The sequence below is a fragment of the Mycobacterium marinum genome (assembly GCF_003391395.1).
Lineage (GTDB): Bacteria > Actinomycetota > Actinomycetes > Mycobacteriales > Mycobacteriaceae > Mycobacterium > Mycobacterium marinum.
Window position 1 is genome coordinate 1546467 of sequence record NZ_CP024190.1, and the last position, 23124, is coordinate 1569590.

Below are 23124 nucleotides of genomic sequence, written 5' to 3' on the forward strand. Positions count from 1 at the left end.
AACGCCTGCGCTAGGTGCGGATTCAGGCGTTTTGTGGCCCACCCCACGAAGACAGGCGCGGCGGCCGCGGGCCGCTTTAGCTCAAATAGCAACACGTGTAAGGGGATTGGACATGACTAAGGAGCTGGTCATCGATTCTTCCCGCCTGAAGATTGCTGGAAGCGATTTGGCGGAGCTGACTTTGCCGACGCCCCCGCCGCCGATCGTTGCGACCGGACTGGATTCCGCGTCGGCAGCCATCAACGCAATCTTGCCGATTATCGAGTCGCCGGTGGCCGACTCGTTGCCCGTCGTCAACTCCGCCCTGACGAAGACGGGGTCCAATTTCGTCGCCGCCGCCGCGATCTATGCGGAAGCTGACCAGTCGCTCGGAGAACAATTGGGCCAGGTCCAATTCCGCTCCGCCGCAACGACGTCCGAGTATGCTGTTCGCGGCAACGCCTTGATGGCGGGCAGTGCAGCCCTCGGATATGGCTTGGCAGCTGAACCCGAGATACCGATCGCATCGAGGTTCACCTTGCCCACCATGGCCCAGATGGGTTCGCTGCCGGGGCAGGCCGCGACGCTATCGGGACACGCTTCTCAGTACGCGAACCTGGTCAACCAGACCATGGGGCAGCTGCAGGGGGTTGCGTCGATGGCCCAGCAGGGCCCGGGGACTGCGCCAGAACCCGCCGAAGACGGACCCGTTCTGCAGCTCGAACACTGAATTCATTGTCTATCAGCGTCTATCAGCCACTGACGGTGAATTTCACGATTTTCAATAGCCCCTAGGAGGAGGATTCGCGTGACGCTAGCACAGGTGCTCGCCGTGGAAGGCGAGGAGCTCTTGGCCAGAGCGGCCCGGCTGGAGGCTCCGATACCCGGGCTGCCGACGGAAGATCCCCAGCCCCCGTGCGACTTTGCACCGGCTAAGGAAGCTGCCGCAGAGCTTGCGCGCTCCGCCGGTGAAATGCGCAAGTATCTGGGCTATTTCGACACGGAGCGGGCGCGGCTGGCGCAGTCGTTGAGGAACGCGGCCAAGGCCTACGAGGAAGTCGACGAGCACGCTGCGGCCGACCTCGACACGGGCAGCGCCTCGGTGTCGGCGGCGACCCCCGGCCCCGCAGGTGCGGAGCCGGAAACAGAGGCATTCGACGACGCCGGGGTCTCCACAATGGCAGCTGATCACCGCCTTGACGGCTACGCAGATCTCAAGGTCAGGGCATTGACCATCGAGTGGGCCGACAACGGCAATTCATTCGAAAACTTCGCGAGGACGTGGCTGGACTATCGGCTGAAGTTGCTGGAGGCCACCGACCGCTTCGGACCCTTTCAGCGTTGGGACGGTGAAGCGGCAGCGGCCGTCGAGGACCATTTTGACAGGCAGATCGCGTGGCTGCGGCAGATGGCGGACTTGTGTAGCACCATGGCGAGCCAGGCCCAAACGGTTGCGGCCGCGCAACGCCAGCTTCATGCCAGCCATATCCAGTTCCAGGGAAAGACGGTTCGCTTCGCAGATCTGAGAGACCTCGACGACCTGTACTGCAGCGTCCCCAAGGCTGATGTCACGAATATGCGGAACCAGATCCTTGCGATCTATGCGGTGCTGCAGCAAACATCGGATGAGGAGCTGGCGGAATACGAACGGGCGGCGAATTTTCCATTGCCGCCCGTGCATCCAACCAAGCCTCCCAAAGCCAATGAGGTCAAAATCGATCCGCCCACGCAGGCCAAGCCGCCCGAGCAGATCGTGGTGCCGCCCGGGCCCGATCCGGTGCCCGCCCCGGCTGATGACTGGCCAGTGGACGAGGCCCTGCCCAACCCCACCGACATGCCCGTCGTACCGTTCGCCGGCAGCCCCCAGCTGCCGGGCAACACCCTGGCCGACTCCTTTGCCGGTCGCGGCGGCGGGACGGGTCTTTCGGCGGGGGCGCCGAAACTCAAACCGGCCTCATTCGGAGGAGCTGGCGCTGCGTCGATGCGGCCTCCCATAGGACCGGACTCCATCTCATCGCAGCTCGGTGGCCGCGATCTGTTGGGGGCTGGCGCCGCGCCGGGGGCCGCGATGGGGTCGGGCGGTGCGGGCATGGCGCCCATGGGAGCCCCCGGCGCCGGACAGGCCCCGGGGCAGACCGGTAAGGGCAAGCGCGCGGAGCCGGGGGACGAGTTGCTCTACACCGAAGAGCGGCCGTGGACCGAGGGCCTCATCGGCAAACGCCCACGTAAATCCGCCGCCGAGGTCGCCGGCCCGGACGCGAGTGCCGCCCCCGATAGCAAAGCCGGGCCCGACAGCGTGGCCGGCTCCAACAGTAAGGACTCCAAATGAGCACCCAGATGCACCCGCAGGTGGCCGAGGCATTGCGCCAGGCGCAGCAGTTCCAGTCCGCGTTTGAAGACCAGATGCACCGGACCAACAGCGGATCCTTCGCCGGAACCGACGAAGCCAAGACCGTCGACGTGACCCTGAACGGACGCCAGTGGCTCACCGACCTGCATATCGAAGAAGGTCTGCTACGGCTGGGTGCTGAAGCCGTCGAGCAGCGAATCAACGAGGCGCTCCAAGATGCCGATGCCGTCGCGTCCGCGGGCATCGAGGCCCGCCAGCAGCAGTTCCTCGAGTCGCTTGCCGGAATTTCCAGTGAGCTCCAGAAGGGGCTGGGCATCACGTAACGAGCAACGTCTGTTCGGGTGTCGGCGTGTGTCATCCGGCAAATCGCTGATTTGCCGCAAGGTCCACCCAAGAGTCGATCACCGGGTCAGGGCTGACGATGCCAGCGACCGCGGCGAAGTTGCCGGCAGGTACGGATTGATATGTCGTGTCGAATATTGCGGGGAATAACGATGAGCATGCTAAGGCCGACGGGTGGGTATTTCGACCAGCTATTGGAGCCGGGCGGATGGCCAGAGGTCGATGAGGACGCCTTTTATGAACGGGCGCAGGAATTTACGCAGGTTTTGCGGCAAGTCACCGAAGTGCTGGAGAGTTGCCAACAGCGTCGGACTCAAGTTTTCGACGACGGTGTCTGGTCGGGTGGTGCCGCCGATGCCGCCAACGGCGAACTCGGCACCAATATCGGTCATCTGATGACCCTGCAGAACGACCTTGCCACCGCGATTACGTGGCACAAATATGTTGCCGGTTTGGTTGTGCAAGCCAAGTTGGCCATTGATACAAACGCGGAGGTCGCACACCAACAGATCCTCGTTCTGCAGAACGAACCCGGCCTCACCGCCGCCGAGCGAGCCATTGCGATCGAAAGCTTGGTCGTCGCTACGCACGGGGCCAATGTCGCCGTGGTCGCCGACACCACTGAGCAGATTTTCGCGAGCAGGACGTGGACCCCCCCGCGTAATGCGCTGGAAGACTTGCTCAACCAACGGACGCCGCCATCGGCCGCACCCCCGCAGCGCCGTGACGTTCAGACCGGGCAGCCGATCGAGCAAGAACCCGCGCCGCCGGCGCCTGCACAACCGGTGCCGGTCACCCCGGTGATAGTTCCGGAGGCCGAGCAGTCAACACCCGGTGCCGCCGAGCCGGGGTGGATCCCGCCCGCGCCGGCGGCAATGTCGCCGGTGGGCCAGCCGATGATGCCTTCGTCGCCGGCGCATCCTGTTCCCGGATCCGTTGCCGGGCCCGCGTCGCCGGCACCGGCTGCCGCCGATGGCGGGGCACAGGGCCCGGTGTTGAGGGCCGCGGCGGCCCGGTCCGCGCCAGGTGCCGGCGGGCGTGGCAACCCGATGGCGCCGGCACCGTCGCAGCCTTCGGGGCCCCTGCGTGAGCAGGACAAGGCCACCGAGCACGCTTCGGCGGGGCCGGCCGGTGCCGCCGCGGGTCCGCGAGCCGGAGCGGCCGCACCCGTGGGGCAGAAGCCTTCGAGTGCGCCCATCAGACCGGCGGCGGCGACCACCCGGGCCGCCGCAAAGACCGGTCCGACCATCGGCCTGGATGCCACCGAACGCGCCGCCGCGGTCAATGCCGGGGCGGTGATGGAGCCGCTCATCCCGGTGTCGGCGGCGCGTGCCGAACGCGACGCCATCGCCGAGGCGTCCACCGCTGACGCGGCCCGTCGCAATGGGGCCGATCCGCTGCAACTGGCGCGCCGCATTGCCGCGGCGTTGAATGCACCGGGCGGTGGCGGGCAGGGCGATCTCGGATTTTTCTGGGTGACCGCGGTGACCACCGACGCCACGATCGTGGTGGCCAACAGCTACGGGCTGGCCTACATTCCCGATGGGGTGCAGTTGCCCGAGCCGGTGCAGATGGCCAGTGCGGATGACGCCATTCCCGCCACCGAGCGGGCCTGCTGGGCCACTCGACCAGTGCGGGCCGTGCAGCGCTGGGCGGCATGTCAGGGCAAGACACTGCGAGCGGTAATCGCCACCGAGCAACAGTTCGCCGATTCCGACCCGGGCGTGGCCAGAATTGTCCTGGACCCAGAAGACATCCCGGCCAGCGGAAAGATGACCGGCCGGTCCCGGCTGCAGGTGGTCAATCCCGAAGCCGCGCAATGGCTGGCGGACACCAGCGATGCCGGTTTGACCGATCTGCTGCCGCCGGCGTCGGCGGCTGACCCCGCGCACGCGGATGGACGCGCTACTCGCGCCACCTCGGAGACAATGAATTCCGAGGCGGCGGCCGCTACGGCGGAAAGACTGGCGGCCACCTTCAACCTGCGGTTGCCCGACCTGGGGTCCTCAATTCAGCTAGCTGCCGCACCGCCGGGTGATCGCCGCCCGATGCTGTGGCTTGAAGTGATGAAGCCGATGGCCAGCAACGCCGTCGACCGCGAGGCGGCGCATCTGCGGGCGTTTCTGACCTTTGCCGAACACGCGCAACGGTTCGCCCTCGACCAGGCGCATTCCCTCGCCGAACCGGCCGATTCGCGGGCCGCCATCGCCGACTGGCTGTACTGGAAACACCTCAGCGGGCTGCTGCACGCCGCCCTGAACCCGAAGCTCGCGGCCTGCGGATGACGGACGGCATCGCGCGGTTCCTGCGCTAGGCCCGGATGTCGGCGGTGAGCGCGTCGGTCAATCTGACCAGATCCGCCGGAGGGACCGCGACGTCCCAATGCCGCTTCCCGGCGCTGCACAGCACCCGGTCCCACGTGAGGGCCGAGCTGTCTACCACCGTCCGAAGTTTCCTACGTTGACCAAACGGCGAGATGCCGCCGACCACGTATCCGGTTGTCCGTTCGGCGTCGGCGGGCTCGGCCATGCTGGCCTTGGCCGCCCCCAACGCCGAGGCAGCGGCCTTCAACGACAAGCGCGACGGCACCGGCACGACCGCGACCGCCAACTCGCCGGGTAGCGCGATGATCAGAGTCTTGAACACCTGCTCGGGCGCGATATCTGCGCGGTCCGAGAGGTCCGTGACAGCTTCGAAGTGCAAGAGTTCGTGTGTCACACCGGCTTTGATGAGCGCGGCGACCCCCGGTGTTGCGCCCATGGCCACGCTGGTGCGCCTCAGGGCTGCGTGTACCCCGGCGGGTTGACCTCTTCCACCCACAGGTCCACGCCCAGCTTGGCCCCGGGCACGCAGTTGTAGATCGAAAGGTCGCTCACTCCCGACTCGAGCAGCACGTCCTCGCACAGCGCCGAGTTGCCGGTGTACTCGCGGGAGTTCTTGTTGAGGATGACGTAGGCCGCATCGGCATAGACATCGGGTTTGCGGGCCCGTCCCATCGCCTCGTCGCCGCCGAGCAGGTTCTGCACCGCGGCGGTTGCCACCAGGGTGCGGGGCCACAGCGTGTTCGAGGCGATGCCCTCGTCGCGCATCTCCTCGGCGATTCCCAACGCGCACAGCGTCATACCGAACTTGGCCATCATGTATGCGGTCGGCTTCAGCCACTTCTTGTCCAGCTGCACCGGCGGAGAAAGCGTCAAGATGTGCGGGTTTTCCCGGCCCTTCATGTGCGGGATGCACGCCTGCGACACCGCATAGGTGCCGCGCACCTGGATGCCGTTCATCAGGTCGAACCGCTTCATCGGCACTTCGGTGATGGACCCGAGGTTGATGGCGGAGGCATTGTTGACGCAGATGTCGATGCCGCCGAACTGTTCCACCGTCTTGGCAACGGCGGCGCTGACGGAGTCCGGGTCGCGGACGTCCCCGACGATCGGCAGTGCCTGACCGCCGGCTTCCTCGAGCTCTTTGGCTGCCGTGTATACGGTGCCCGGAAGCTTCGGGTGGGGTTCGGCGGTCTTGGCGATCAGTGCGATGTTCGCACCGTCTTGTGCGGCCCGCTTGGCGATCGCCAGGCCGATACCGCGGCTGGCGCCGGAGATGAACATGGTCTTGCCGTTAAGGGACATGGCGTCACACTAATGCCCCCCTGGATCAGCGAGGATTGCGGGATCGCGGATCGGTCGGGAAATAGCGGGCGAGAAAATGCCGTTGATTGATTGCGGTCTCATCAACCGTGGGCGTTGGTGGGATGAGGGAGCCGAAGGAAAGGGCGGACTGACGCGGACATTGTCAGTCGTGGCCTTTAGATTGGGAGGAGGGAGCTTGGTGTCGACCTCGACGAGCCTGCTGGGCGAGGAGCGGTTGGGGCGCTTCCTTGCGAGTCCGGCGTCGGTAGCGACGCTGTCCGGTGGCACCTCGACCGAAGGGACCGTGTTTATCAAGATGGCCGACATCGATGGTGTGACCCCGGCTGAGGCGCCCGACCCGGAGCCGCCTGAGGAGACTGACGAGCAGCTGACTGCGCGCTTCGAGCGCGACGCGATTCCCCTGTTGGACCAGCTGTACGGCGGCGCGCTGCGGATGACGCGCAATCCGGCCGATGCCGAGGATCTGCTGCAGGAGACCATGGTCAAGGCCTACGCGGGTTTTCGTTCTTTCCGGGAGGGCACCAATCTCAAGGCGTGGCTGTACCGGATTCTGACCAATACCTACATCAACAGCTATCGCAAGAAGCAGCGACAGCCCGCGGAATATCCCACCGACGAGATCACCGATTGGCAGCTGGCATCCAACGCCGAGCATTCCTCGACCGGGCTGCGTTCGGCCGAGGTCGAGGCCCTCGAGGCGTTGCCGGACACTGAGATAAAAGAGGCGCTGCAGGCATTGCCGGAAGAATTCCGGATGGCGGTCTACTACGCCGACGTGGAGGGTTTTCCCTACAAGGAGATCGCCGAGATCATGGACACGCCGATCGGGACTGTGATGTCGCGGCTACACCGGGGCAGACGGCAGCTGCGCACCCTGTTGGCGGATGTGGCCAAGGAACGTGGCTTCGTCCGCGGTGAGCAGGCCCACCAGGAGGTGTCTTCATGAGCGATGTTCCCGGCTCACCCGACTCGTTGCCGGACAATGAGGATTCGCACGGCTACTTTGGCTGTGCGGAGGTGATCGCCGAGGTGTGGACCTTGCTTGATGGCGAGTGCACCCCGGAAACGCGCCAGAAGCTGCGGGAGCACCTCGAGGCATGCCCCGGATGCCTGAAGCATTACGGGCTCGAGGAGCGGATCAAGCTACTGATTGCCACCAAGTGTCAGGGCGAGAAGGCCCCGGAGGGGCTGCGGGAGCGGGTACGCCTACAGATCAGCCGCACCACCATCATCCGGGGCGGCGAGTAACGAGCGATCGACAAAACCGCCCGCTCAGCGGGCTGGCCGCGGGGCGGGTAGCCTTCGGCTTGCTTGGCTGGGCGGGCGGGCGGTTATGCCGCTGAGCTAGGCGTTTGGCCGCTTGCCGTGGTTGGCCTTGCTGTGCTTGCGGTCGCGCTTCTTACGGCCACGCTTGGCCATGATGAACCTCCGTAGTTGATCGATGCAGAGCGGCCAGGTTCCGCCCGGGTTGTCGCAAGTGTCTCACGCGGGAGTCAGTGCCACCGCACTAGCCCGCGCGCCGCGACCCCGGGTGGCCTTATGGTTCGATATACATGAGCCGATAGACCAGCAGCCGGCATGTGCAATGGCCGAACCGAGTGGGGTGAAGATGTCCGAGGATGTTCGCGCCGAGATCGTGGCCAGCGTGCTCGAAGTCGTTGTCAGTGAAGGTGACCAGATCGGCAAAGGCGACATAGTCGTGCTGCTGGAGTCGATGAAGATGGAGATCCCGGTCCTGGCTGAAATCGGCGGCACCGTGAGCAAAGTGAGTGTGGCCGTGGGTGACGTTATCCAGGCCGGCGACCTCATCGCGGTGATCAGTTAGCCCTTGAACCCAAAAACCCCGCGTCCGGGAGCGACTCTGGAGCCTGTTGATGTCCACTCTCGGTAATTTGCTGGCCGAAAACACGATGCTGCCCGGCAACGCGGTGGACCACCTCCATGCGGTGGTGGGGGAGTGGCAACTGCTCGCCGACTTGTCCTTTGCCGACTACCTGATGTGGGTTGCCCGAGACGATGGCGCCCTGGTCTGTGTGGCGCAATGCCGGCCCAACACCGCGCCGACGGTTCTGCAGACCGACGCGGTGGGCAGCGTTGTCGAAGCCGATCGGCTGCCGCTGGTCGCCGAGACGTTCGCCTCCGGTAGCGCCCGGCGTGACAGCGATGCCGACCAACAACACTTGGGCCAGCTGCCTGGGCCGAGCATCGAGGCCTCCCCGGTGCGCTACGGCGATCATGTGGTCGCGGTGTTGACGCAGCATCAAACCGCGGTCGCCGCCGAACGCGCGTCCGGACACTTGGAGAGCGCCTACCGCGACTGCGCCACCGACCTGCTGCAGATGTTGGCCGAGGGCACCTTCCCCGATGTCGGTGACGTCGCCATGTCGCGTTCGACGCCGCGGGCCGGTGACGGCTTCATCCGCCTCGATGTCGACGGTGTCGCCATCTACGCCAGCCCCAACGCGTTGTCGGCCTACCACCGGATGGGTTTGACCACCGAGTTGGAGGGCCACGAGCTGATCGAAGTGACCCGGCCGCTGATTTCGGATCCGTTTGAGGCCGAAGAAGTGGCTGAGCATGTCCGAGATCTGCTGGTCGGTGGCAGAAGTATGCGGATGGAGGTCGACGCCGGAGGCGCGACGGTACTGCTGCGTACTTTGCCCTTGGTGGTGGGCGGTGTCAGCGCCGGAGCCGCCATTCTCATTCGTGACGTCACCGAGGTGAAGCGCCGGGACCGGGCCCTGATCTCCAAGGACGCGACAATCCGCGAAATTCACCACAGGGTGAAAAACAACCTGCAGACCGTTGCTGCGTTACTGCGGTTGCAGGCCCGACGCACCACCAATGCCGAGGGGCGAGAGGCGCTGATCGAGTCGGTGCGCCGGGTTTCGTCGATCGCGTTGGTGCACGACGCGCTGTCGATGTCCGTCGATGAGCAGGTCAACCTCGATGAGGTCATCGACCGGATCTTGCCGATCATGAACGATGTGGCGTCAGTGGATAGGCCGATCCGGATCAACCGCGTCGGTGACCTCGGCGTGCTGGACTCCGATCGCGCGACCGCCCTGATCATGGTGATCACCGAGTTGGTTCAGAACGCGATCGAGCATGCATTTGATCCCGCGGCTCAGGGGGCGGTGACCATTCGGGCCGAGCGCTCGGCGCGCTGGCTCGATGTTGTGGTGCACGACGATGGACGTGGCCTTCCCTCCGGTTTCAGCTTGGAGAAGTCCGACAGCCTGGGCCTGCAGATTGTGCGCACCCTGGTGTCAGCGGAGCTGGATGGCTCGCTGGGGATGCGAGAAGCGCCCGGGCGAGGTACCGACGTGGTGCTTCGAGTGCCAATCGGTCGCCGGGGCCGGCTGCTGGCCTAATGCAGCGCGCAACAATACGGCCCCGACGCGTTGTCGGGGCCGTACAGCTGCGTACCGAGTTGTCAGACTCCGCTGCGGGCCTTGGTCCGTGCGTTGCGGCGCTTTAGGGCGCGTCGCTCGTCTTCGCTCATACCGCCCCAGACGCCCGAGTCCTGGCCCGTGTTCAGGGCCCAGCTGAGGCAATCGGTGGTCACAGGGCACCGATTACAGACCAGTTTCGCGTCAGCGATCTGCGCGATTGCCGGACCGCTGTTCCCAACCGGGAAGAACAGCTCCGGATCTTCGTCACGGCAGACCGCCTTGTGGCGCCAATCCATTAGTCACTACTCCTCACTAAGTGCGCAGCAATGCGCACAGCCGATTTTTCCTTGGCGGTTAACGATGTGCACAAGAAAAGGTTTCTGTAGCCCTACATGTCTTCGCATGCAACCTTTTGATCGTTTCACAGGCTTCGCAGATGTCAATAGTGTTACGTGAGCGCGTGGGCTATCTCACTTTGGTGATCTCTTACCAAAGCCCTTATACAGTTGTACTACACTGCCTCGTCGGTTGAGGGCAGATTGGCTGTCGCGACCTTGTCACGACTTGGTTTTTCCCAGCTCAGCAGGGATTTTTGGGGGGAGGGGCGACCACCGCCACCGCTTCCGGAACGGCCCTGAACGTCATGGTTTGGCGCACCCCAAGGTAGTCCCCGTCGAACTGACAGGCCACCGGCGCGGCTGTGCTGGTAACACGCAGGCTTGGGACGTCGTCGTCGCGGACGAGGCGTTTGCTGTCGAACTTCGGTCGTTTGGCCAACATCTGCCGCAGCAGCCGCAGCGTCGGGATCGTCTTCATGTTCCTCATGGCAAATACTCCGAGGCCCGTTTCGAAGGTGCAGCCCGGATTGGTCCACACCGGCCGGTTGCCCACGAAGGTCCATGGACTGGCGTTGGACACGAAGACAAAGCTCACCTCCGTGACCGGTTCACGGCCCGGAATCTCCAGCTTGAGTGCGGGTTCGCGGCCGGCGTTGGACAGCATGGCGGGCACCGTCGCGCGGACATAGCGCCAGGGGGTGACTTTCCTGCCGCCGTCGCGCTCGGCTTCTACCGCGGCGACCACCTCGGCGTCCACGCCCATGCCGGTGTTGAAGGCGGCCCAGCGCTCGCCGCAGTCGATCAGTCCGATTCGACGCCACTGCGGGCGGCGGCGGTAGTCATCGAGCAGCTGAAGCAGCTGGTTGGTGGCGGCAACGGGGCCGTGCGAGATCCCGAGCGACCTGGCCAGGACGTTTGCCGAGCCGCCGGGAATGACCGCGATGGCCGGCAGCGGGCCGGTCGGGGTTGAGCCGGGGCGGCCCAGGACTCCGTTGATCACTCCGCTTACCGTGCCGTCGCCGCCGTGCACAACCACCAGGTCCACTCCGGCGGCGGCGGCCGCTTCGCCCAGCTCGGTGGCGTGGCCACGATGTTTGGTGTGTTCGATGTCGAGATCCAGGCGGCCCTTGAGCGCGTTGACCACCAGTTCGCGATCCGCCGGTGTGATGGAGGTGGCGGTTGGGTTGACGATCAACACGGCGCGCATGAGGCATGAGCCTAGGCCGTGTAAACCTGCTGCGTCGGTGTCGTCTGTTTCGGGTTAGCCGCGCCATCGGGCGCCCCGGCGCCGTGAGTGCGCCTCGGCGTGGCCCCACGATTACGCTGAGGCTGTGACTGTGCCAGCCCCGACCCCCATCCGCGGCGCTGGAGTGGTCGTGGCGGTGCAGGGGGCCGCAGGGCTGATCGTGGCGGCGGTGTTGGCAGTGCGCGGGCTCGCAGGGGCCGATCAGCGCCTGGTCAACGGCCTGGGCACCGCGGTGTGGTTTGTCCTCATCGGTGCCGCGGTGCTGGCCGCTGGATGTGCTCTGGTGGCCGGTAGGCGCTGGGGTCGGGGGCTGGCCGTGGTCACCCAGCTACTGCTGCTGCCGGTTGCCTGGTATCTGACCGCTGATTCGCACCAGCCGGTGTTCGGCATTCCGCTGGGGGCCGTGGCACTGACCGTGTTGCTGCTGCTGTTCAGCCCCCCATCGCTGCGCTGGGCCGGCGCCGGGGATCAGCGGGGTCCGGCCAGTGCCACCAAATCCGGGCCAGACAGCCGGTAGGTGGTCCATTCGTTCTGCGGCTGCCCGCCGACGGCGTCGTAGACCGCAATGGCATTGGAGTTCCAGTTCAGCACCGCCCAGGACAGCCGCGTGTAACCGTTGTCCAGGCATTCGGCGGCCAGCGTCGCCAGCAGCCTTCGGGCCAGCCCACGCCGGCGGAATTGCGGCCGCACGTAAAGGTCTTCCAAGTAGATCCCGGCGGCGCCGTCCCAGGTGGAGAAGTTCAGAAACCACAGCGCCATCGCCGCGATCTGACCGTCGATCTCGACGATGTGTCCCCGCACCGTCGGCAGAGCTCCGAAAAGTGCTGTGGATATCTGCTTTTCGCTGACCGTGCATTGGTCGGCGGCGCGCTCGAACTCGGCGAGCTCGCGGATCATGGCGGTAATTTCAGCGGTGTCTTCCGGCTTGGCCCGGCGGATGTTCTCGGTCATTGTTTGACTCCTAGAGCGGTCAATATTGTGGCGAATTTCGTTGTGGTCTCGTCGACTTCGTCATCGGGATTGGATTCGGCGACAATGCCGCCGCCGGCGTGCGCCAGCGCGGTGCGCCGGTCGGCTGACAGCTGTGCGCAGCGAATGGACACCACCCAGTAGCCGTCACCGCCCGCGTCGCACCAGCCGACTGTTCCCGCGTAGAAACCGCGGTCGCCCTCCAGTGCGGCGATGAGCTCGCTGGCGGCGTTCGTCGGCACACCGCCCACCGCGGGGGTGGGGTGCAGTGCCAATGCCAGATCGATTGCCGTAGTTGCGGTATCGCGCAGTTTACCAATGACTGGAGTGCACAGATGCCAGACCGCGGCGGTACCGGTCAGTTCGGGCTCCGGTGCGATTTTCAGCTCGTCGCAGAGCGGCTCCAGCGCCTCGCGCATGGTGTCGATCACCAGTTGATGCTCGTGTCGGTTCTTGGCCGAACCGGCCAGCGCCGTCGCGTTGGCGGCGTCGATCTCCGGATCCGCGGAGCGTGGAGCGGAGCCGGCGAAGGGTTGGCAGGTGACCTGATCGCCGAATCGGGCGACCAGCAGCTCGGGGCTGGCGCCCACCAGGGCCGCTCCGGTGTAGCAATCTCCAGCCGCGGTCAGGTCGACCAGATAGCTGTAGGACGTGGGGTCGGCCGCCATCAGCCTGCGCAGGACGACTCGAGCGTCCAGAGCGGTCTCCGCGGTCAACTGCAGGGCCCGCGCCAGCACCACCTTGTGCAGCAAGCCCTGCGGTGCGGCCAGCTGATCTCGCGCGCGGGTGATCCGAGCGCGGTGTTCGGCAAGTGGCGGCACCGCGGCGCTGATGCGCACCCTGGGCGGCGCTTCGGTGGGCCAGTCGGGCAGCCCCGTCTCGCGTCGCACCGACGTCGGCACCATCAGCGCCGCGGGTCGGCTTACGTCGAAAGGAAACGCGCCCAACAACATTGGTGCTGATCCGGAGCGCAGTGCGGCCTGGGCCGCCGCAATTTCGGAGTAACTGGTACGCACCCCTTCGGCAATCAGATTTCCCCGGGGCCCGCACAGTGCGAACGGCGGTTCGCTGGCTCTCAACTGTCCGAAAACCCTTTCAATCCGAGCGCGCTCAGCTGACGCACCCCGTGCTCGAATCCGCAAATGGCGATGGAAGCGGTGGGCATGTAGAACCGGCTGCCTTCGACCAATGCCAATTCGACCCAACGCGTTATCACTGACCGGGAGAAGTGGCTGTGGCTGGCGAACACCACATCACGTGAAGTCATGTGTTCTAGCGCAAGTGCGATGGCCCGGTCGGCGCGCTCAGTGACCTGCTGCACGGATTCCCCGCCGGGGCATCCGTGCGTCCAGACCAGCCAATTCGGCTCGAATTCGCGGATCTGCGGCGTGGTCAGGCCTTCGTAGGAACCGTAATCCCACTCGGCGACCAGTTCGGAGACCGTATCGACGGTCAGCCCGGCCAACTCGGCGGTGGCCAGGGTTCGCTTGCGGGGACTGCTGATCACCAGCGGATTGTCGAGTTCGAGCTCGTTGAGCGCCCGCCCAGCCAGCTCCGCTTGCGCGCGGCCGGTTTCGGTCAGCTCGATGTCGGTTCGACCCGTGTGCTTGCCCGATTTCGACCATTCGGTGTCGCCGTGGCGGAGCAGCAGGAGTCGGTGGTTGTGCACGCCCATGCCGAACGATTGTGCCGGACGACATGCCGGACCCGTCGCCCCAGTCAGACTGCCGAGCGCATGCCAGGATGACACTGTGACAGAGATCCGGGTACTGGCGGTGGCCAACCAGAAGGGCGGGGTGGCCAAGACGACGACGGTGGCCTCGCTCGGTGCGGCAATGGTGGATAAGGGGCAGCGGGTGCTGCTGGTCGATTTGGATCCGCAGGGGTGCCTGACCTTCTCGCTGGGCCACGACCCCGACAAACTGACGGTGTCGGTGCATGAGGTGTTGCTCGGGGAAGTCGAGCCGAGCGCCGCATTGGTGACGACGATGGAGGGAATGACGCTGCTGCCGGCCAACATCGACTTGGCCGGTGCCGAGGCGATGTTGTTGATGCGGGCCGGTCGTGAGTATGCGCTCAAACGGGCGCTGGCCAAATTGTCGGACGAGTTCGACGTCGTCATCATCGACTGCCCGCCGTCGCTGGGTGTGCTCACGCTCAACGGGTTGACGGCCGCCGACGAGGTCATCGTCCCGCTGCAATGCGAGACGCTGGCGCACCGCGGCGTGGGGCAGTTCCTGCGCACGGTCGCCGACGTGCAGCAGATCACCAATCCAGACCTACGGTTGCTGGGCGCCTTGCCGACGCTGTACGACCCGCGTACCACCCACACCCGCGACGTGCTGCTTGACGTCGCCGATCGGTACAGCCTGGCGGTGCTGGCGCCACCGATCCCACGCACCGTGCGATTCGCCGAAGCCACCGCGTCGGGTTCGTCGGTGCTGGCCGGACGCAAGAACAAGGGCGCGCTGGCCTATCGCGAGCTGGCGCAGGCACTGCTCAAACATTGGAAGACCGGCAAGCCCCTGCCCACCTTCTCGGTCGAGCCCTAGCCGCGCCCGGGCACACCGGCGGTCAGCCAAGTGCCACCACGGCGTCGCCGCGCTGCTCGATCACCGTGGAACCCACCACGACCGGGACCACCGCCGAGGTGTTCGGCTGCCGGTCCACCGGGATGTAGCGGACGCTGGCGCCGCTGACCGGGTTGTAGACCCCCACGGCGCCGGTGACCGGTACCAGCAGCTGGCCCGCCATCATCACGCCCGGGCCCAGGGGCGCGGCCGTGTCACCGGCGGCGATGGTGTAGCGCTGGGTCAATTTTCCGGTGTCGAAGACCAGCAACGCATCGCCGGTCCACCAGGTCACCAGGTTGCCGGTCTGGGACACCACGGCCGCCGGTGACGGCGGACCGGGCAGCAAGGTGCTTGCCGTGGTAGTGCCGGTTTCATCGATCACCTCGACGTGGGGTTGAGGCGACGGGAGGTACACCGCGGTGTTGTTCTGCGAGACGATCAGCACCCGTGCGCCCGACCCGGCGCGAATCCCGGGTTCGGGCACGATCCGTTGCTCGGGTTCGTCTTCTTCCTTGCCCGGGCGCAGCAGCACCAGCCGCAGGTCCGCCTGGTCCTGGCAGGCTTCGAGCACGGAGACCGCCGAAGAGCTCGCCGCGGCGGACTCCAGCGTGCATCCGGAGTGCAGGCCCCGGTTCGCCGGTTTCACCCGGGCGTCGGTCTCGCCGTAGGACAGCATCCGAACCATGTCGGACCGCCACAGTTCCAGGCGGGTGCTGCCGGCCGATAGCACCGTGGTGCCATCGGAGGACAGGCGCACCTGTGGGTCCGCGTAGCTGCTGCGGGCGGGTCCGCGACGACCGGTCGATCCGTCGATGGTGCTCACCTGGCCGCAACCACGATCATCGCGGTACACCGCGACGGCATAGCGATACACCCAGCTCACGCCGCACAGGTCGGTGTCGCGCGAGTAGCTCCACAGCGTCTCACCGGTGGTCGGGTTCCGCCCTTCCACCAGGCGTCCCGCGCCGGTGGCCACCGTCCCGCCCGCCACCACCGGGACGCGGGTGGCCGGGCTGTCCGCCGTCCAGAGCTGCTTGAGCGTGCCCGGCACCTCCCGGGCGGGGCTGGGGTTGGGCGCCGGAACGGCGGCCGGCCGGCTTACGGTCGCCCGCGCATCACTGGTCCACCAGATCAGCAACGTGACGAGTGCGATGACCACCACGATCGCTGCGGCGGCCAGGATGTCACCCCTGGTGCGCCGTTCCGGCTTCACCATGCGTGGGTGCAGGTTCAGTTAGCCGATGCGGCAGCGTTGTCTTGGACGCCGGCAGGCTTGCGACGGCGGCGACGGCGCCGGGTGGCCCCGGCGTTGCCTGATGGAGAGCTCGCACCGGAACCCGACCCCGTCTCGGTGGCCGTCTCGCCACTGGCCACCGGCGTGGTGGCGGGGTGTCCGGTGACCGGCTTGCCGCCGCGGGTGCGCCGCCGGCGCGCAGAGTCCGAGCGCGTGCGCCCCGACTTCTCGCTCTGCTGGCCGTCTTGTTTCTCCGCGGCGCGGGGCTTGGACCCGGACTTGCTCGGCGGGCCCACGGTGCTAGCGACGTCGGTCGGGATCGACAGCTCGGTGTAGAGATGTGGCGAGCTGGAGTACGTCTCGGCCGGGTCCGGTGAGCCCAGGCCCAATGCCTTGTCGATCATCGTCCAGCGGGGCAGTTCGTCCCAATCCACCAGCGTGACGGCGACGCCGGTGCGGCCGGCCCGGCCCGTGCGCCCGATGCGGTGGACGTACATCTTCTCGTCCTCGGGGCACTGGTAGTTGATGACGTGGGTGACGTCGTCGATATCGATACCGCGCGCCGCGACATCGGTGGCCACCAGCACGTTGACGGTGCCGCTGCGGAAGGACTTGAGGGCCTTCTCGCGGGCCACCTGTCCGAGGTCACCGTGGACGGCGCCGACCGCAAAACCTCGCTCGTTCAGCTCGTCGGCAACCTTCTGCGCGGTGCGCTTGGTACGGGTGAAGATCATTGTCGCGCCCCGCTCCCGGGCCTGCAGTATCCGGGTGACCAGCTCGATCTTGTCCAGGGCGTGGGCGCGGTAGACGAACTGCTCGGTGGTGTCGTGCACGGCCAGGGAGTGTGGCGCCTCGGCCCGGATGTGGGTGGGCTGGATCATGAAGGTCCGCGCCAGCGTGATGATCGGGTCTGGCATGGTCGCCGAGAACAGCATCGACTGCCGGTCCCCGGGAATCTGGCGCAGGATGCGCTCGATATCGGGTAGGAAGCCCAAGTCGAGCATCTCGTCCGCTTCGTCGAGGACCAGCACGGACAATCCGCCCAGCTGTAGATGGCCCTGCTGGCTCAGGTCGAGCAGCCGGCCGGGGGTGCCGACCACGACGTCAGCGCCGGCCCGTAGGGCCTCGATCTGCGGCTCGTAGGCGCGTCCGCCATAGATCGAGACCACCGACAGCGGGCGCTGGTCGCCGGTCTCGGTGGTGGCGGTGAGGTACTTGGCGGCCACCGCCAGGTCCTCGGTGACCTGCAAGCACAGCTCGCGAGTGGGGACCACGACCAAGGCGCGGGGGGCGCCGGTCAGCGGTCGCACGCCGGTTCCGGAGCTGACCCGCTGCAGCAGCGGCACGCCGAACGCGAAGGTCTTGCCCATGCCCGTACGGGCCTGGCCAATCAGATCGTCTCCGGCCAGTGCCAGCGGCAGGGTGAGTTCTTGGATGGCGAAAGGACACTCGATGTCCCGTTCGCCCAGTGCGCGTACTATTTCGTCGCGAACTCCAAGCTCAGCAAATGTTTTTGGGGTTGTTTCGGTTGTGCTTTTCAGCGCAGTCATACGGGAGTAAAGAGCCTTTCGGTGACAGTATCGGTATTTATTGGTCGGTCATCTCAATCGCGGTTCATCGCGCGCACGAGTTTCCGACTCCGATACGTCGCCGAGTCGCCGGCCCACTGCTCGTCTGGGCGGGGCCAGCTACGTGCACGCACATTGCACTGGTAGCGGCAGCACAAACATACGGCCGCTACCTAACCTTCATCATAGCTGGTCGGCTCACGGCCACCGGCTTTCCGTCGTTCTCGCCGACTAGAGTGTTGCCATGACTTCGCCCTCATCCGCCGATCAGGTGGCCGATTCGACCGGGCCACAGCTATCGGCGGATCACCCCGGCGTCAACGAGTTGTTCGCATTGCTGGCCTATGGCGAGGTGGCCGCCTTCTACCGGCTGACCGACGAGGCGCGGATGGCCCCGGACCTGCGGGGACGTATTTCGATGGCGAGCATTGCGTCGGCTGAGATGGGGCATTACGAGCTGTTGCGGGACGCGCTGGAACGGCGCGGTGTCGATGTGGTGCCGGCCATGTCCAAGTACGTCTCGCCGCTGGAGAATTACCACCGGCTGACCACGCCGAGTACGTGGCTGGAAGCCTTGGTGAAGACCTATGTGGGTGACGCACTGGCCGCCGATCTCTACCTGCAGATCGCGGGTGGGCTGCCCGATGAAGTTGCGGACGTGGTCCGGGCGGCGTTGGCCGAGACCGGCCACTCTCAGTTCGTTGTCGCCGAGGTGCGTGCCGCGGTGACAACCAGCGGGAAACAGCGCAGTCGGCTGGCGCTGTGGTCGCGTCGTCTGTTGGGCGAGGCCATCACGCAGGCCCAGTTCCTGCTGGCCGACCACGACGAGCTGGTCGACCTGGTGGTCGCCGGCACCGGTGGTCTCAGCCAGCTCGGCACGTTCTTCGAACGTCTGCAGCAGACGCACGACAAGCGGATGAGTGAGCTCGGCCTCGGCTGACTGCCCTCGGCGCTAGCGGGTGCACGTCGCGATGATCGACGTGTTGGTGGACGCCACCACCAGCTGTCCCTGCGCGTTGACAATCGCGCAGTTCAAACGGCCGTAGATGCTGGTCGCGACCACCGACTCGGTCTGCACGCCCGGGTTCAAGACCACCATCTTGGTCCAGGGCAGGGCCACATTGAACTCGGTGACGGGGAAGCCGCGTGCGTCGGTGTAGACGATGTTCACCATGTCCAGGAGCTGCTTGGTTCCGGTCACCCGATAGATGACGGTGCGCGGATTCAGCGCGGCCGAGGGGGGTTCGACGGGTAGCGGCTGCATGCCCGGCAGCGGTGCCACGGCGGTGGGCGGCCACGTCGGCGCTGCGCCCGGTGGTGTCACCGTTGTGAAGGTTTCCGGGGGGAGTTGGGACGCGGAGGTGCCGGGGCCTGGCCTGGTGCTGGTGCTGGTGCTGGGATAGGGGGCCGTCCGCGGTGGCGCTGAGGGCGCAGTGGTGCGCGGTGTCGTAGAGATGACTGTCCGCGGCGTCGGAACGCCAACCTTGCCCTTGGTGGTCGCGCTGTCGCCACTATTGATCACGAGCGCGGTCGTGATGGCGCCCAGGGCCACCACGACGCCCAGGACCGCGGCGACGGGGCGCCACCGGCGATCCGCCGGCCAGGCGAGGTCCGCATAGCTGTCTGGGTATTCGTCTTGGTCGTCTTGGCTGTCTTGGTAGCCGTAGTCGCTGTAGCCGCCATAGCTCTCATCGTCCGGGTAGTCCTCGACGTCCCGGACGGTGTCGTACTGGGTGTGAGCTGAGTTGCTGATGGGGCCGATGGTATCTGCGCGACGGTGCCGCTTCAGGGCTGCGATGGCGTGTCGGGCCAGGTTAGACCCAATTGTGATGAACCAATCTGCTAGCCGTGACCTGCTGGTACGGGCCGACAGGCCGATGTGCGGCGCCTCGAACGCGTCCACTAGCCTGCTGCTGATACGTCTGCGACGCAGTACCAACGGAAGGGGCCCCCGTGGAGGTCAAGATCGGAATCACGGACAGTCCGCGCGAGCTGGTGTTCGCCAGCGCGCAGACGCCCGGTGAGGTCGAAGAACTCGTCAGTGCAGCGCTGCGTGATGACTCGGGCCTGTTGAGCTTGGACGACGAGCGGGGTCGTCGGTTCTTGGTCGCCGCCGCCAAGATCGCTTATGTCGAGATCGGAGTCGCCGACGCCCGCCGGGTCGGCTTCGGGGTCGGCGCGGAAGCCGCGCGCAGCTAAGACCGAGCCAGCGGCACGTGCGACAGTCCGCCCCAGGCGAACTGCACGGTGCCTTCGATGGCATCCGACTTGGAGATCGGCCTGTCGGAGTCCAGCCAGTATCGGGCACAGTCGACGCTCATGCTGACCAGGGCTACCGCGATCATCCGCGCTCGGTGCGGGTCCAGCCCGGAATCGGCGCTGATCAGGGCGAACACCGCGTCGATGCAGGATTCGGTGGCAACCCGCACTTGCGCGGCGACCTCGGGTTCGGTGACGTAGTCGTTTTCGAAGATCAGTCGGTAACCCTGGCTGTCGTGCTCGATGAAGTCGAAGAACGCCTGAACCGCGGCATAAAGCCGTCCCCGGTTGTCGGTGGTCGTGCGCAGAGCTTGCTGTACCCCGGCCACCAGCTTGTCCACGTGCCGATTCAGTACCGCCAGATAGAGTTCGAGCTTGCTCGAAAAGTGTTGGTAAAGAACAGGTTTACTGACGCCCGCCCGTTCGGCGATCTCGTCCATGCCGGCCGCGTGGTAGCCGCGGTCGACGAAAACGTCGCTGGCGACGACGAGCAGCTGGCCGCGTCGCTCGTCGCGGGGCAGTCGGTTACCGCGCGCTTTGGGGGTCGCGCCCTCAGTCGACCGCACGCGGTCGGCTGATCTGACGGCGCGGTGCTGCGCCGCCTTGGCGAGATCGCTCATCGGTCCTCATCTGCTTGTCGGCCACTTGCCAACCCCGCGGCCGCACTGTTTGTCGCAACGACATTACTACCCGCGCCGCCGGGTCGATCCTTACTGGACGCTATCGGTGCCGGTGGATAGTAGTCGGACGGTCCATTCGGGCGTGCCAGGGGTCTACTCGGCGACGGCTGTGCCATCCTGGGAAAATGACGCATCCGCGCCCGTCGCGCAGCTCCGGTCAGGTACCTGTGCTGCGTGATGAGTGGCGAGAGCCGCTGCGGGCCCAACGTGACCCCCTCGGCCAGGCGGCCGGGCGAGCCCGCGTCGATCGGGACCGGCCGCGCCAGTGGCGCAAACAAAGCTGGCTGGGGCGTTTTGTGTCGACCTACGGGTGGCGGGCCTATGCCTTACCGGTTCTGATGGTGCTCACCGTGGTCGTCGGCTATCAGACGGTCACCGGGACCACGTCGCCGAAGCCGGCGGCGGCCGAGGCGGTTCATGACACGCCCGACATTGGTTCGGTCGGCACTTCGATCATCGACACGCCGCCACGTGGTCTGGCCGCATTCGACGCGAATCTGCCCGCCGGAACGCTGCCGGCCGGCGGTCCCTACACCCAGGCGGGGGACAAGACTTGGCGGGTGGTCCCGGGTACGACACCGCAGGTGGGGCAGGGCACCGGCAAGGTGTTCAGGTACACCGTCGAAGTCGAGAACGGCCTGGACCCGACGATGTACGGCGGCGACGATGCGTTCGCCCAGATGATTGACCAGACGCTGGCCAATCCCAAGGGGTGGACGCACGATCCGCAATTTGCGTTCATGCGGATTGATTCCGGAAAGCCCGACTTCCGCATTTCGCTGGTGTCCCCGGTCACCGTGCGTGAAGGATGTGGCTACGAATTTCCGTTGGAAACGTCCTGCTACAACCCGTCCTACGGCCCGGACCGGCAGGCCAGGGTCTTCATCAACGAAGCCCGCTGGGTGCGTGGCGCCGTACCGTTCGAGGGCGATATCGGTTCCTACCGGCAGTACGTGATCAATCACGAGGTCGGTCACGCCATCGGGTACCTGCGGCACGAGGCGTGCGAGAAGCCTGGCGGCCTGGCCCCGGTGATGATGCAGCAGACCTTCTCGACGTCGGATGACGAGGCCGCGCCGTTCGATCCCGAATTCGTCAAGGCAGATGGCAAGACCTGTCATTTCAATCCCTGGCCCTACCCAATCGCCTGAGAGCGGCGGGGGCGTCACCGTCCTTCGGCGCCGATCCGCGTGCCGAAATTGCGCCGACGGTTTGGCTGTTGAACACTGTTGCGCATCGTTGCCGCCCACCCGGGTACCTGCTGTGATTGGTTGGGCAACGTGTATCGGCGTTGAACCGCCATGATTGCCGAGGAGATGTTCGGTGTCCACGACAGCATTGCCGCCCCTGGTTGCGCCCGCCGCAACGCTGAGCCGCGAAGAGGTGGCCCGCTACAGTCGCCACCTGATCATCCCCGATCTGGGCGTTGACGGGCAGAAGCGACTCAAGAACGCGCGGGTCCTGGTGATCGGTGCCGGAGGGCTGGGTTCGCCCACATTGTTGTACCTGGCTGCCGCGGGTGTGGGCACCATCGGCATCGTCGACTTCGACGTCGTCGACGAGTCGAACCTGCAGCGCCAGATCATTCACGGCGTCGCCGACGTCGGGCGCTCCAAAGCCCAGTCGGCGCGTGACTCGATCGTCGCGATCAACCCCCTGATCGAGGTCCGGTTGCACGAGTTCCGGCTGGAAGCCGACAACGCGGTCGACCTGTTTGGCCACTACGACCTGATCATCGATGGCACCGACAACTTCGCCACCCGCTATCTGGTCAACGATGCCGCGGTACTGGCCGGAAAACCCTATGTGTGGGGTTCCATCTACCGGTTTGAGGGCCAGGTATCGGTGTTCTGGGAGGACGCCCCGGGCGGGCTGGGGCTCAATTACCGAGACCTCTACCCCGAACCGCCGCCGCCGGGAATGGTGCCTTCCTGTGCCGAAGGCGGGGTGCTGGGCATCATCTGCGCCTCCATCGCGTCGGTGATGGGCACTGAGGCGGTGAAGCTGATCACCGGGATCGGAGAGACACTGCTGGGCCGGCTGATGATCTATGACGCGTTGGAGATGACCTACCGCACGATCAGGATTCGCAAGGATCCGGCGACGCCGAAGATCACCGCGCTGATCGACTACGAGCAGTTCTGTGGCGTGGTCTCCGACGACGTCGCCAGGGCCGCCAGCGACTCCACCATCACCCCGCAAGAACTGCGCGCGATGATCGACTCCGGCAAGAAGCTGGCCCTGATCGACGTGCGCGAGCAAGTGGAGTGGGACATCGTGCACATCGACGGAGCTCAGCTGATCCCCAAGTCGTTGATCAGCACCGGTGAGGGCCTGGCGAAGCTGCCCCAAGACCGCACCACGGTGCTGTACTGCAAAACCGGCGTGCGGTCGGCCGAGGCGTTGGCCGCGTTGAAGAAGGCCGGTTTCGCCGATGCGGTCCACCTGCAGGGCGGGATCGTGGCCTGGGCCAATCAGATGCAGCCCGACATGGTGATGTACTAAGCCGGATGTCTTCTAAGCCGGATACAGGCCCAGCGCCCC

General features: G+C 65.9%; 26 protein-coding genes. 14 read left to right on the forward strand and 12 right to left on the reverse strand.

Annotation, left to right across the window (positions count from 1 at the left end):
- Positions 1 to 112 precede the first annotated feature (112 nt).
- The 4 genes from CCUG20998_RS06435 to CCUG20998_RS06450 all read left to right on the forward strand — a co-directional run bounded on the left by CCUG20998_RS06435 (position 113) and on the right by CCUG20998_RS06450 (position 4956).
- Positions 113 to 709 (forward strand): hypothetical protein, encoded by a 597-nt coding sequence (locus CCUG20998_RS06435; protein WP_020732164.1) that lies wholly within the window; start codon positions 113 to 115, stop codon positions 707 to 709.
- A 78-nt stretch (positions 710 to 787) separates the two neighbouring features.
- Positions 788 to 2308, forward strand: coding sequence for an EspB family ESX-1 secretion system-associated protein (espB, locus tag CCUG20998_RS06440; RefSeq protein ID WP_103653980.1), 1521 nt, complete (start codon positions 788 to 790; stop codon positions 2306 to 2308).
- The gene (locus CCUG20998_RS06445; protein WP_011740506.1) at positions 2305 to 2652 is read left to right on the forward strand and encodes a YbaB/EbfC family nucleoid-associated protein; all 348 of its coding nucleotides are present in this window, start codon (positions 2305 to 2307) and stop codon (positions 2650 to 2652) included. Before espB ends, CCUG20998_RS06445 begins: the two co-directional genes overlap by 4 nt.
- A 171-nt stretch (positions 2653 to 2823) precedes the next feature.
- Complete coding sequence (locus tag CCUG20998_RS06450; RefSeq protein WP_103653981.1) at positions 2824 to 4956, forward strand: hypothetical protein; 2133 nt, start codon at positions 2824 to 2826, stop codon at positions 4954 to 4956.
- A gap of 25 nt (positions 4957 to 4981) precedes the next feature.
- On the opposite strand, the gene CCUG20998_RS06455 is transcribed toward CCUG20998_RS06450, so the two are convergent.
- A complete protein-coding gene (locus CCUG20998_RS06455; RefSeq protein WP_020732168.1) occupies positions 4982 to 5437 on the reverse strand; it encodes a YbaK/EbsC family protein in 456 nt (151 codons plus the stop codon).
- An 11-nt stretch (positions 5438 to 5448) separates the two neighbouring features.
- Positions 5449 to 6297, reverse strand: a complete 849-nt coding sequence (locus CCUG20998_RS06460) for an SDR family oxidoreductase (protein ID WP_020732169.1) — start codon at positions 6295 to 6297, stop codon at positions 5449 to 5451.
- A gap of 316 nt (positions 6298 to 6613) precedes the next feature.
- On the opposite strand from CCUG20998_RS06460, the gene CCUG20998_RS06465 reads away from it, so the two are divergent.
- Both CCUG20998_RS06465 and rsrA read left to right on the forward strand, forming a co-directional pair.
- Positions 6614 to 7264 (forward strand): sigma-70 family RNA polymerase sigma factor, encoded by a 651-nt coding sequence (locus tag CCUG20998_RS06465; protein WP_161965336.1) that lies wholly within the window; start codon positions 6614 to 6616, stop codon positions 7262 to 7264.
- Complete coding sequence (rsrA, locus tag CCUG20998_RS06470; RefSeq protein WP_020732171.1) at positions 7261 to 7566, forward strand: mycothiol system anti-sigma-R factor; 306 nt, start codon at positions 7261 to 7263, stop codon at positions 7564 to 7566. Before CCUG20998_RS06465 ends, rsrA begins: the two co-directional genes overlap by 4 nt.
- 96 nt (positions 7567 to 7662) lie before the next feature.
- Here the strand turns inward: rsrA and CCUG20998_RS29240 are convergent, their stop codons facing one another.
- On the reverse strand, positions 7663 to 7737 hold the full coding sequence (locus CCUG20998_RS29240) for a 50S ribosomal protein bL37 (RefSeq protein WP_011728008.1): 75 nt from the start codon (positions 7735 to 7737) through the stop codon (positions 7663 to 7665).
- A gap of 190 nt (positions 7738 to 7927) precedes the next feature.
- Between CCUG20998_RS29240 and CCUG20998_RS06480 the strand changes: the two genes are divergently transcribed.
- Positions 7928 to 8143 (forward strand): biotin/lipoyl-binding carrier protein, encoded by a 216-nt coding sequence (locus CCUG20998_RS06480; protein WP_012393203.1) that lies wholly within the window; start codon positions 7928 to 7930, stop codon positions 8141 to 8143.
- Positions 8144 to 8192: 49 nt separating this feature from the next.
- Complete coding sequence (locus tag CCUG20998_RS06485; protein ID WP_020732172.1) at positions 8193 to 9692, forward strand: sensor histidine kinase; 1500 nt, start codon at positions 8193 to 8195, stop codon at positions 9690 to 9692.
- Between the two features lie 62 nt (positions 9693 to 9754).
- On the opposite strand, the gene whiB1 is transcribed toward CCUG20998_RS06485, so the two are convergent.
- Both whiB1 and CCUG20998_RS06495 read right to left on the reverse strand, forming a co-directional pair.
- Positions 9755 to 10009 carry a transcriptional regulator WhiB1 gene (gene whiB1, locus CCUG20998_RS06490; protein ID WP_012393205.1) on the reverse strand — a complete coding sequence of 85 codons (255 nt, stop codon included), beginning with the start codon at positions 10007 to 10009 and terminating at the stop codon, positions 9755 to 9757.
- Between the two features lie 283 nt (positions 10010 to 10292).
- A complete protein-coding gene (locus CCUG20998_RS06495) occupies positions 10293 to 11258 on the reverse strand; it encodes a diacylglycerol/lipid kinase family protein (protein WP_020727247.1) in 966 nt (321 codons plus the stop codon).
- A 124-nt stretch (positions 11259 to 11382) separates the two neighbouring features.
- Between CCUG20998_RS06495 and CCUG20998_RS06500 the strand changes: the two genes are divergently transcribed.
- Complete coding sequence (locus tag CCUG20998_RS06500) at positions 11383 to 11814, forward strand: hypothetical protein (RefSeq protein WP_012393207.1); 432 nt, start codon at positions 11383 to 11385, stop codon at positions 11812 to 11814.
- Here CCUG20998_RS06500 and CCUG20998_RS06505 read toward each other — a convergent pair.
- Genes CCUG20998_RS06505 through CCUG20998_RS06515 form a run of 3 tightly spaced genes read right to left on the reverse strand, consistent with a single transcriptional unit; the run spans position 11766 to position 13941 of the window.
- The gene (locus CCUG20998_RS06505; protein WP_012393208.1) at positions 11766 to 12248 is read right to left on the reverse strand and encodes a GNAT family N-acetyltransferase; all 483 of its coding nucleotides are present in this window, start codon (positions 12246 to 12248) and stop codon (positions 11766 to 11768) included. The genes CCUG20998_RS06500 and CCUG20998_RS06505 overlap by 49 nt on opposite strands.
- Positions 12245 to 13345: an isochorismate synthase gene (locus CCUG20998_RS06510; RefSeq protein WP_099052622.1), complete on the reverse strand. Its 1101-nt coding sequence runs from the start codon at positions 13343 to 13345 to the stop codon at positions 12245 to 12247. The genes CCUG20998_RS06505 and CCUG20998_RS06510 overlap by 4 nt, the downstream gene beginning before the upstream one ends.
- Entirely contained in the window at positions 13342 to 13941 is a 600-nt protein-coding gene (locus CCUG20998_RS06515) for an acid phosphatase (RefSeq protein WP_020732174.1), read from the reverse strand. Before CCUG20998_RS06515 ends, CCUG20998_RS06510 begins: the two co-directional genes overlap by 4 nt.
- 76 nt (positions 13942 to 14017) lie before the next feature.
- Between CCUG20998_RS06515 and CCUG20998_RS06520 the strand changes: the two genes are divergently transcribed.
- Positions 14018 to 14818 (forward strand): ParA family protein, encoded by an 801-nt coding sequence (locus CCUG20998_RS06520; protein ID WP_020732175.1) that lies wholly within the window; start codon positions 14018 to 14020, stop codon positions 14816 to 14818.
- A 22-nt stretch (positions 14819 to 14840) separates the two neighbouring features.
- On the opposite strand, the gene CCUG20998_RS06525 is transcribed toward CCUG20998_RS06520, so the two are convergent.
- Together CCUG20998_RS06525 and CCUG20998_RS06530 are read right to left on the reverse strand one after the other, a co-directional pair.
- Entirely contained in the window at positions 14841 to 16055 is a 1215-nt protein-coding gene (locus CCUG20998_RS06525; protein WP_020732176.1) for an Rv3212 family protein, read from the reverse strand.
- Positions 16056 to 16069: 14 nt separating this feature from the next.
- Positions 16070 to 17623, reverse strand: coding sequence for a DEAD/DEAH box helicase (locus CCUG20998_RS06530; RefSeq protein ID WP_020732177.1), 1554 nt, complete (start codon positions 17621 to 17623; stop codon positions 16070 to 16072).
- 262 nt (positions 17624 to 17885) lie between these two features.
- Here CCUG20998_RS06530 and CCUG20998_RS06535 point away from each other — a divergent pair, with 262 nt between their 5' ends.
- Positions 17886 to 18581 (forward strand): ferritin-like fold-containing protein, encoded by a 696-nt coding sequence (locus CCUG20998_RS06535; RefSeq protein ID WP_020732178.1) that lies wholly within the window; start codon positions 17886 to 17888, stop codon positions 18579 to 18581.
- A 12-nt stretch (positions 18582 to 18593) separates the two neighbouring features.
- Here the strand turns inward: CCUG20998_RS06535 and CCUG20998_RS06540 are convergent, their stop codons facing one another.
- Positions 18594 to 19580: an MmpS family transport accessory protein gene (locus CCUG20998_RS06540; protein WP_036457392.1), complete on the reverse strand. Its 987-nt coding sequence runs from the start codon at positions 19578 to 19580 to the stop codon at positions 18594 to 18596.
- Between the two features lie 14 nt (positions 19581 to 19594).
- On the opposite strand from CCUG20998_RS06540, the gene CCUG20998_RS06545 reads away from it, so the two are divergent.
- Complete coding sequence (locus tag CCUG20998_RS06545) at positions 19595 to 19840, forward strand: DUF3107 domain-containing protein (protein ID WP_020732180.1); 246 nt, start codon at positions 19595 to 19597, stop codon at positions 19838 to 19840.
- Here CCUG20998_RS06545 and CCUG20998_RS06550 read toward each other — a convergent pair.
- Positions 19837 to 20520, reverse strand: coding sequence for an HTH-type transcriptional activator FasR (locus CCUG20998_RS06550; protein ID WP_020732181.1), 684 nt, complete (start codon positions 20518 to 20520; stop codon positions 19837 to 19839). The genes CCUG20998_RS06545 and CCUG20998_RS06550 overlap by 4 nt on opposite strands.
- Before the next feature lie 185 nt (positions 20521 to 20705).
- On the opposite strand from CCUG20998_RS06550, the gene CCUG20998_RS06555 reads away from it, so the two are divergent.
- Together CCUG20998_RS06555 and moeZ are read left to right on the forward strand one after the other, a co-directional pair.
- The gene (locus CCUG20998_RS06555; protein ID WP_020732182.1) at positions 20706 to 21731 is read left to right on the forward strand and encodes a DUF3152 domain-containing protein; all 1026 of its coding nucleotides are present in this window, start codon (positions 20706 to 20708) and stop codon (positions 21729 to 21731) included.
- A gap of 172 nt (positions 21732 to 21903) precedes the next feature.
- Complete coding sequence (gene moeZ, locus CCUG20998_RS06560; protein ID WP_036457396.1) at positions 21904 to 23085, forward strand: adenylyltransferase/sulfurtransferase MoeZ; 1182 nt, start codon at positions 21904 to 21906, stop codon at positions 23083 to 23085.
- Positions 23086 to 23124 lie beyond the last annotated feature (39 nt).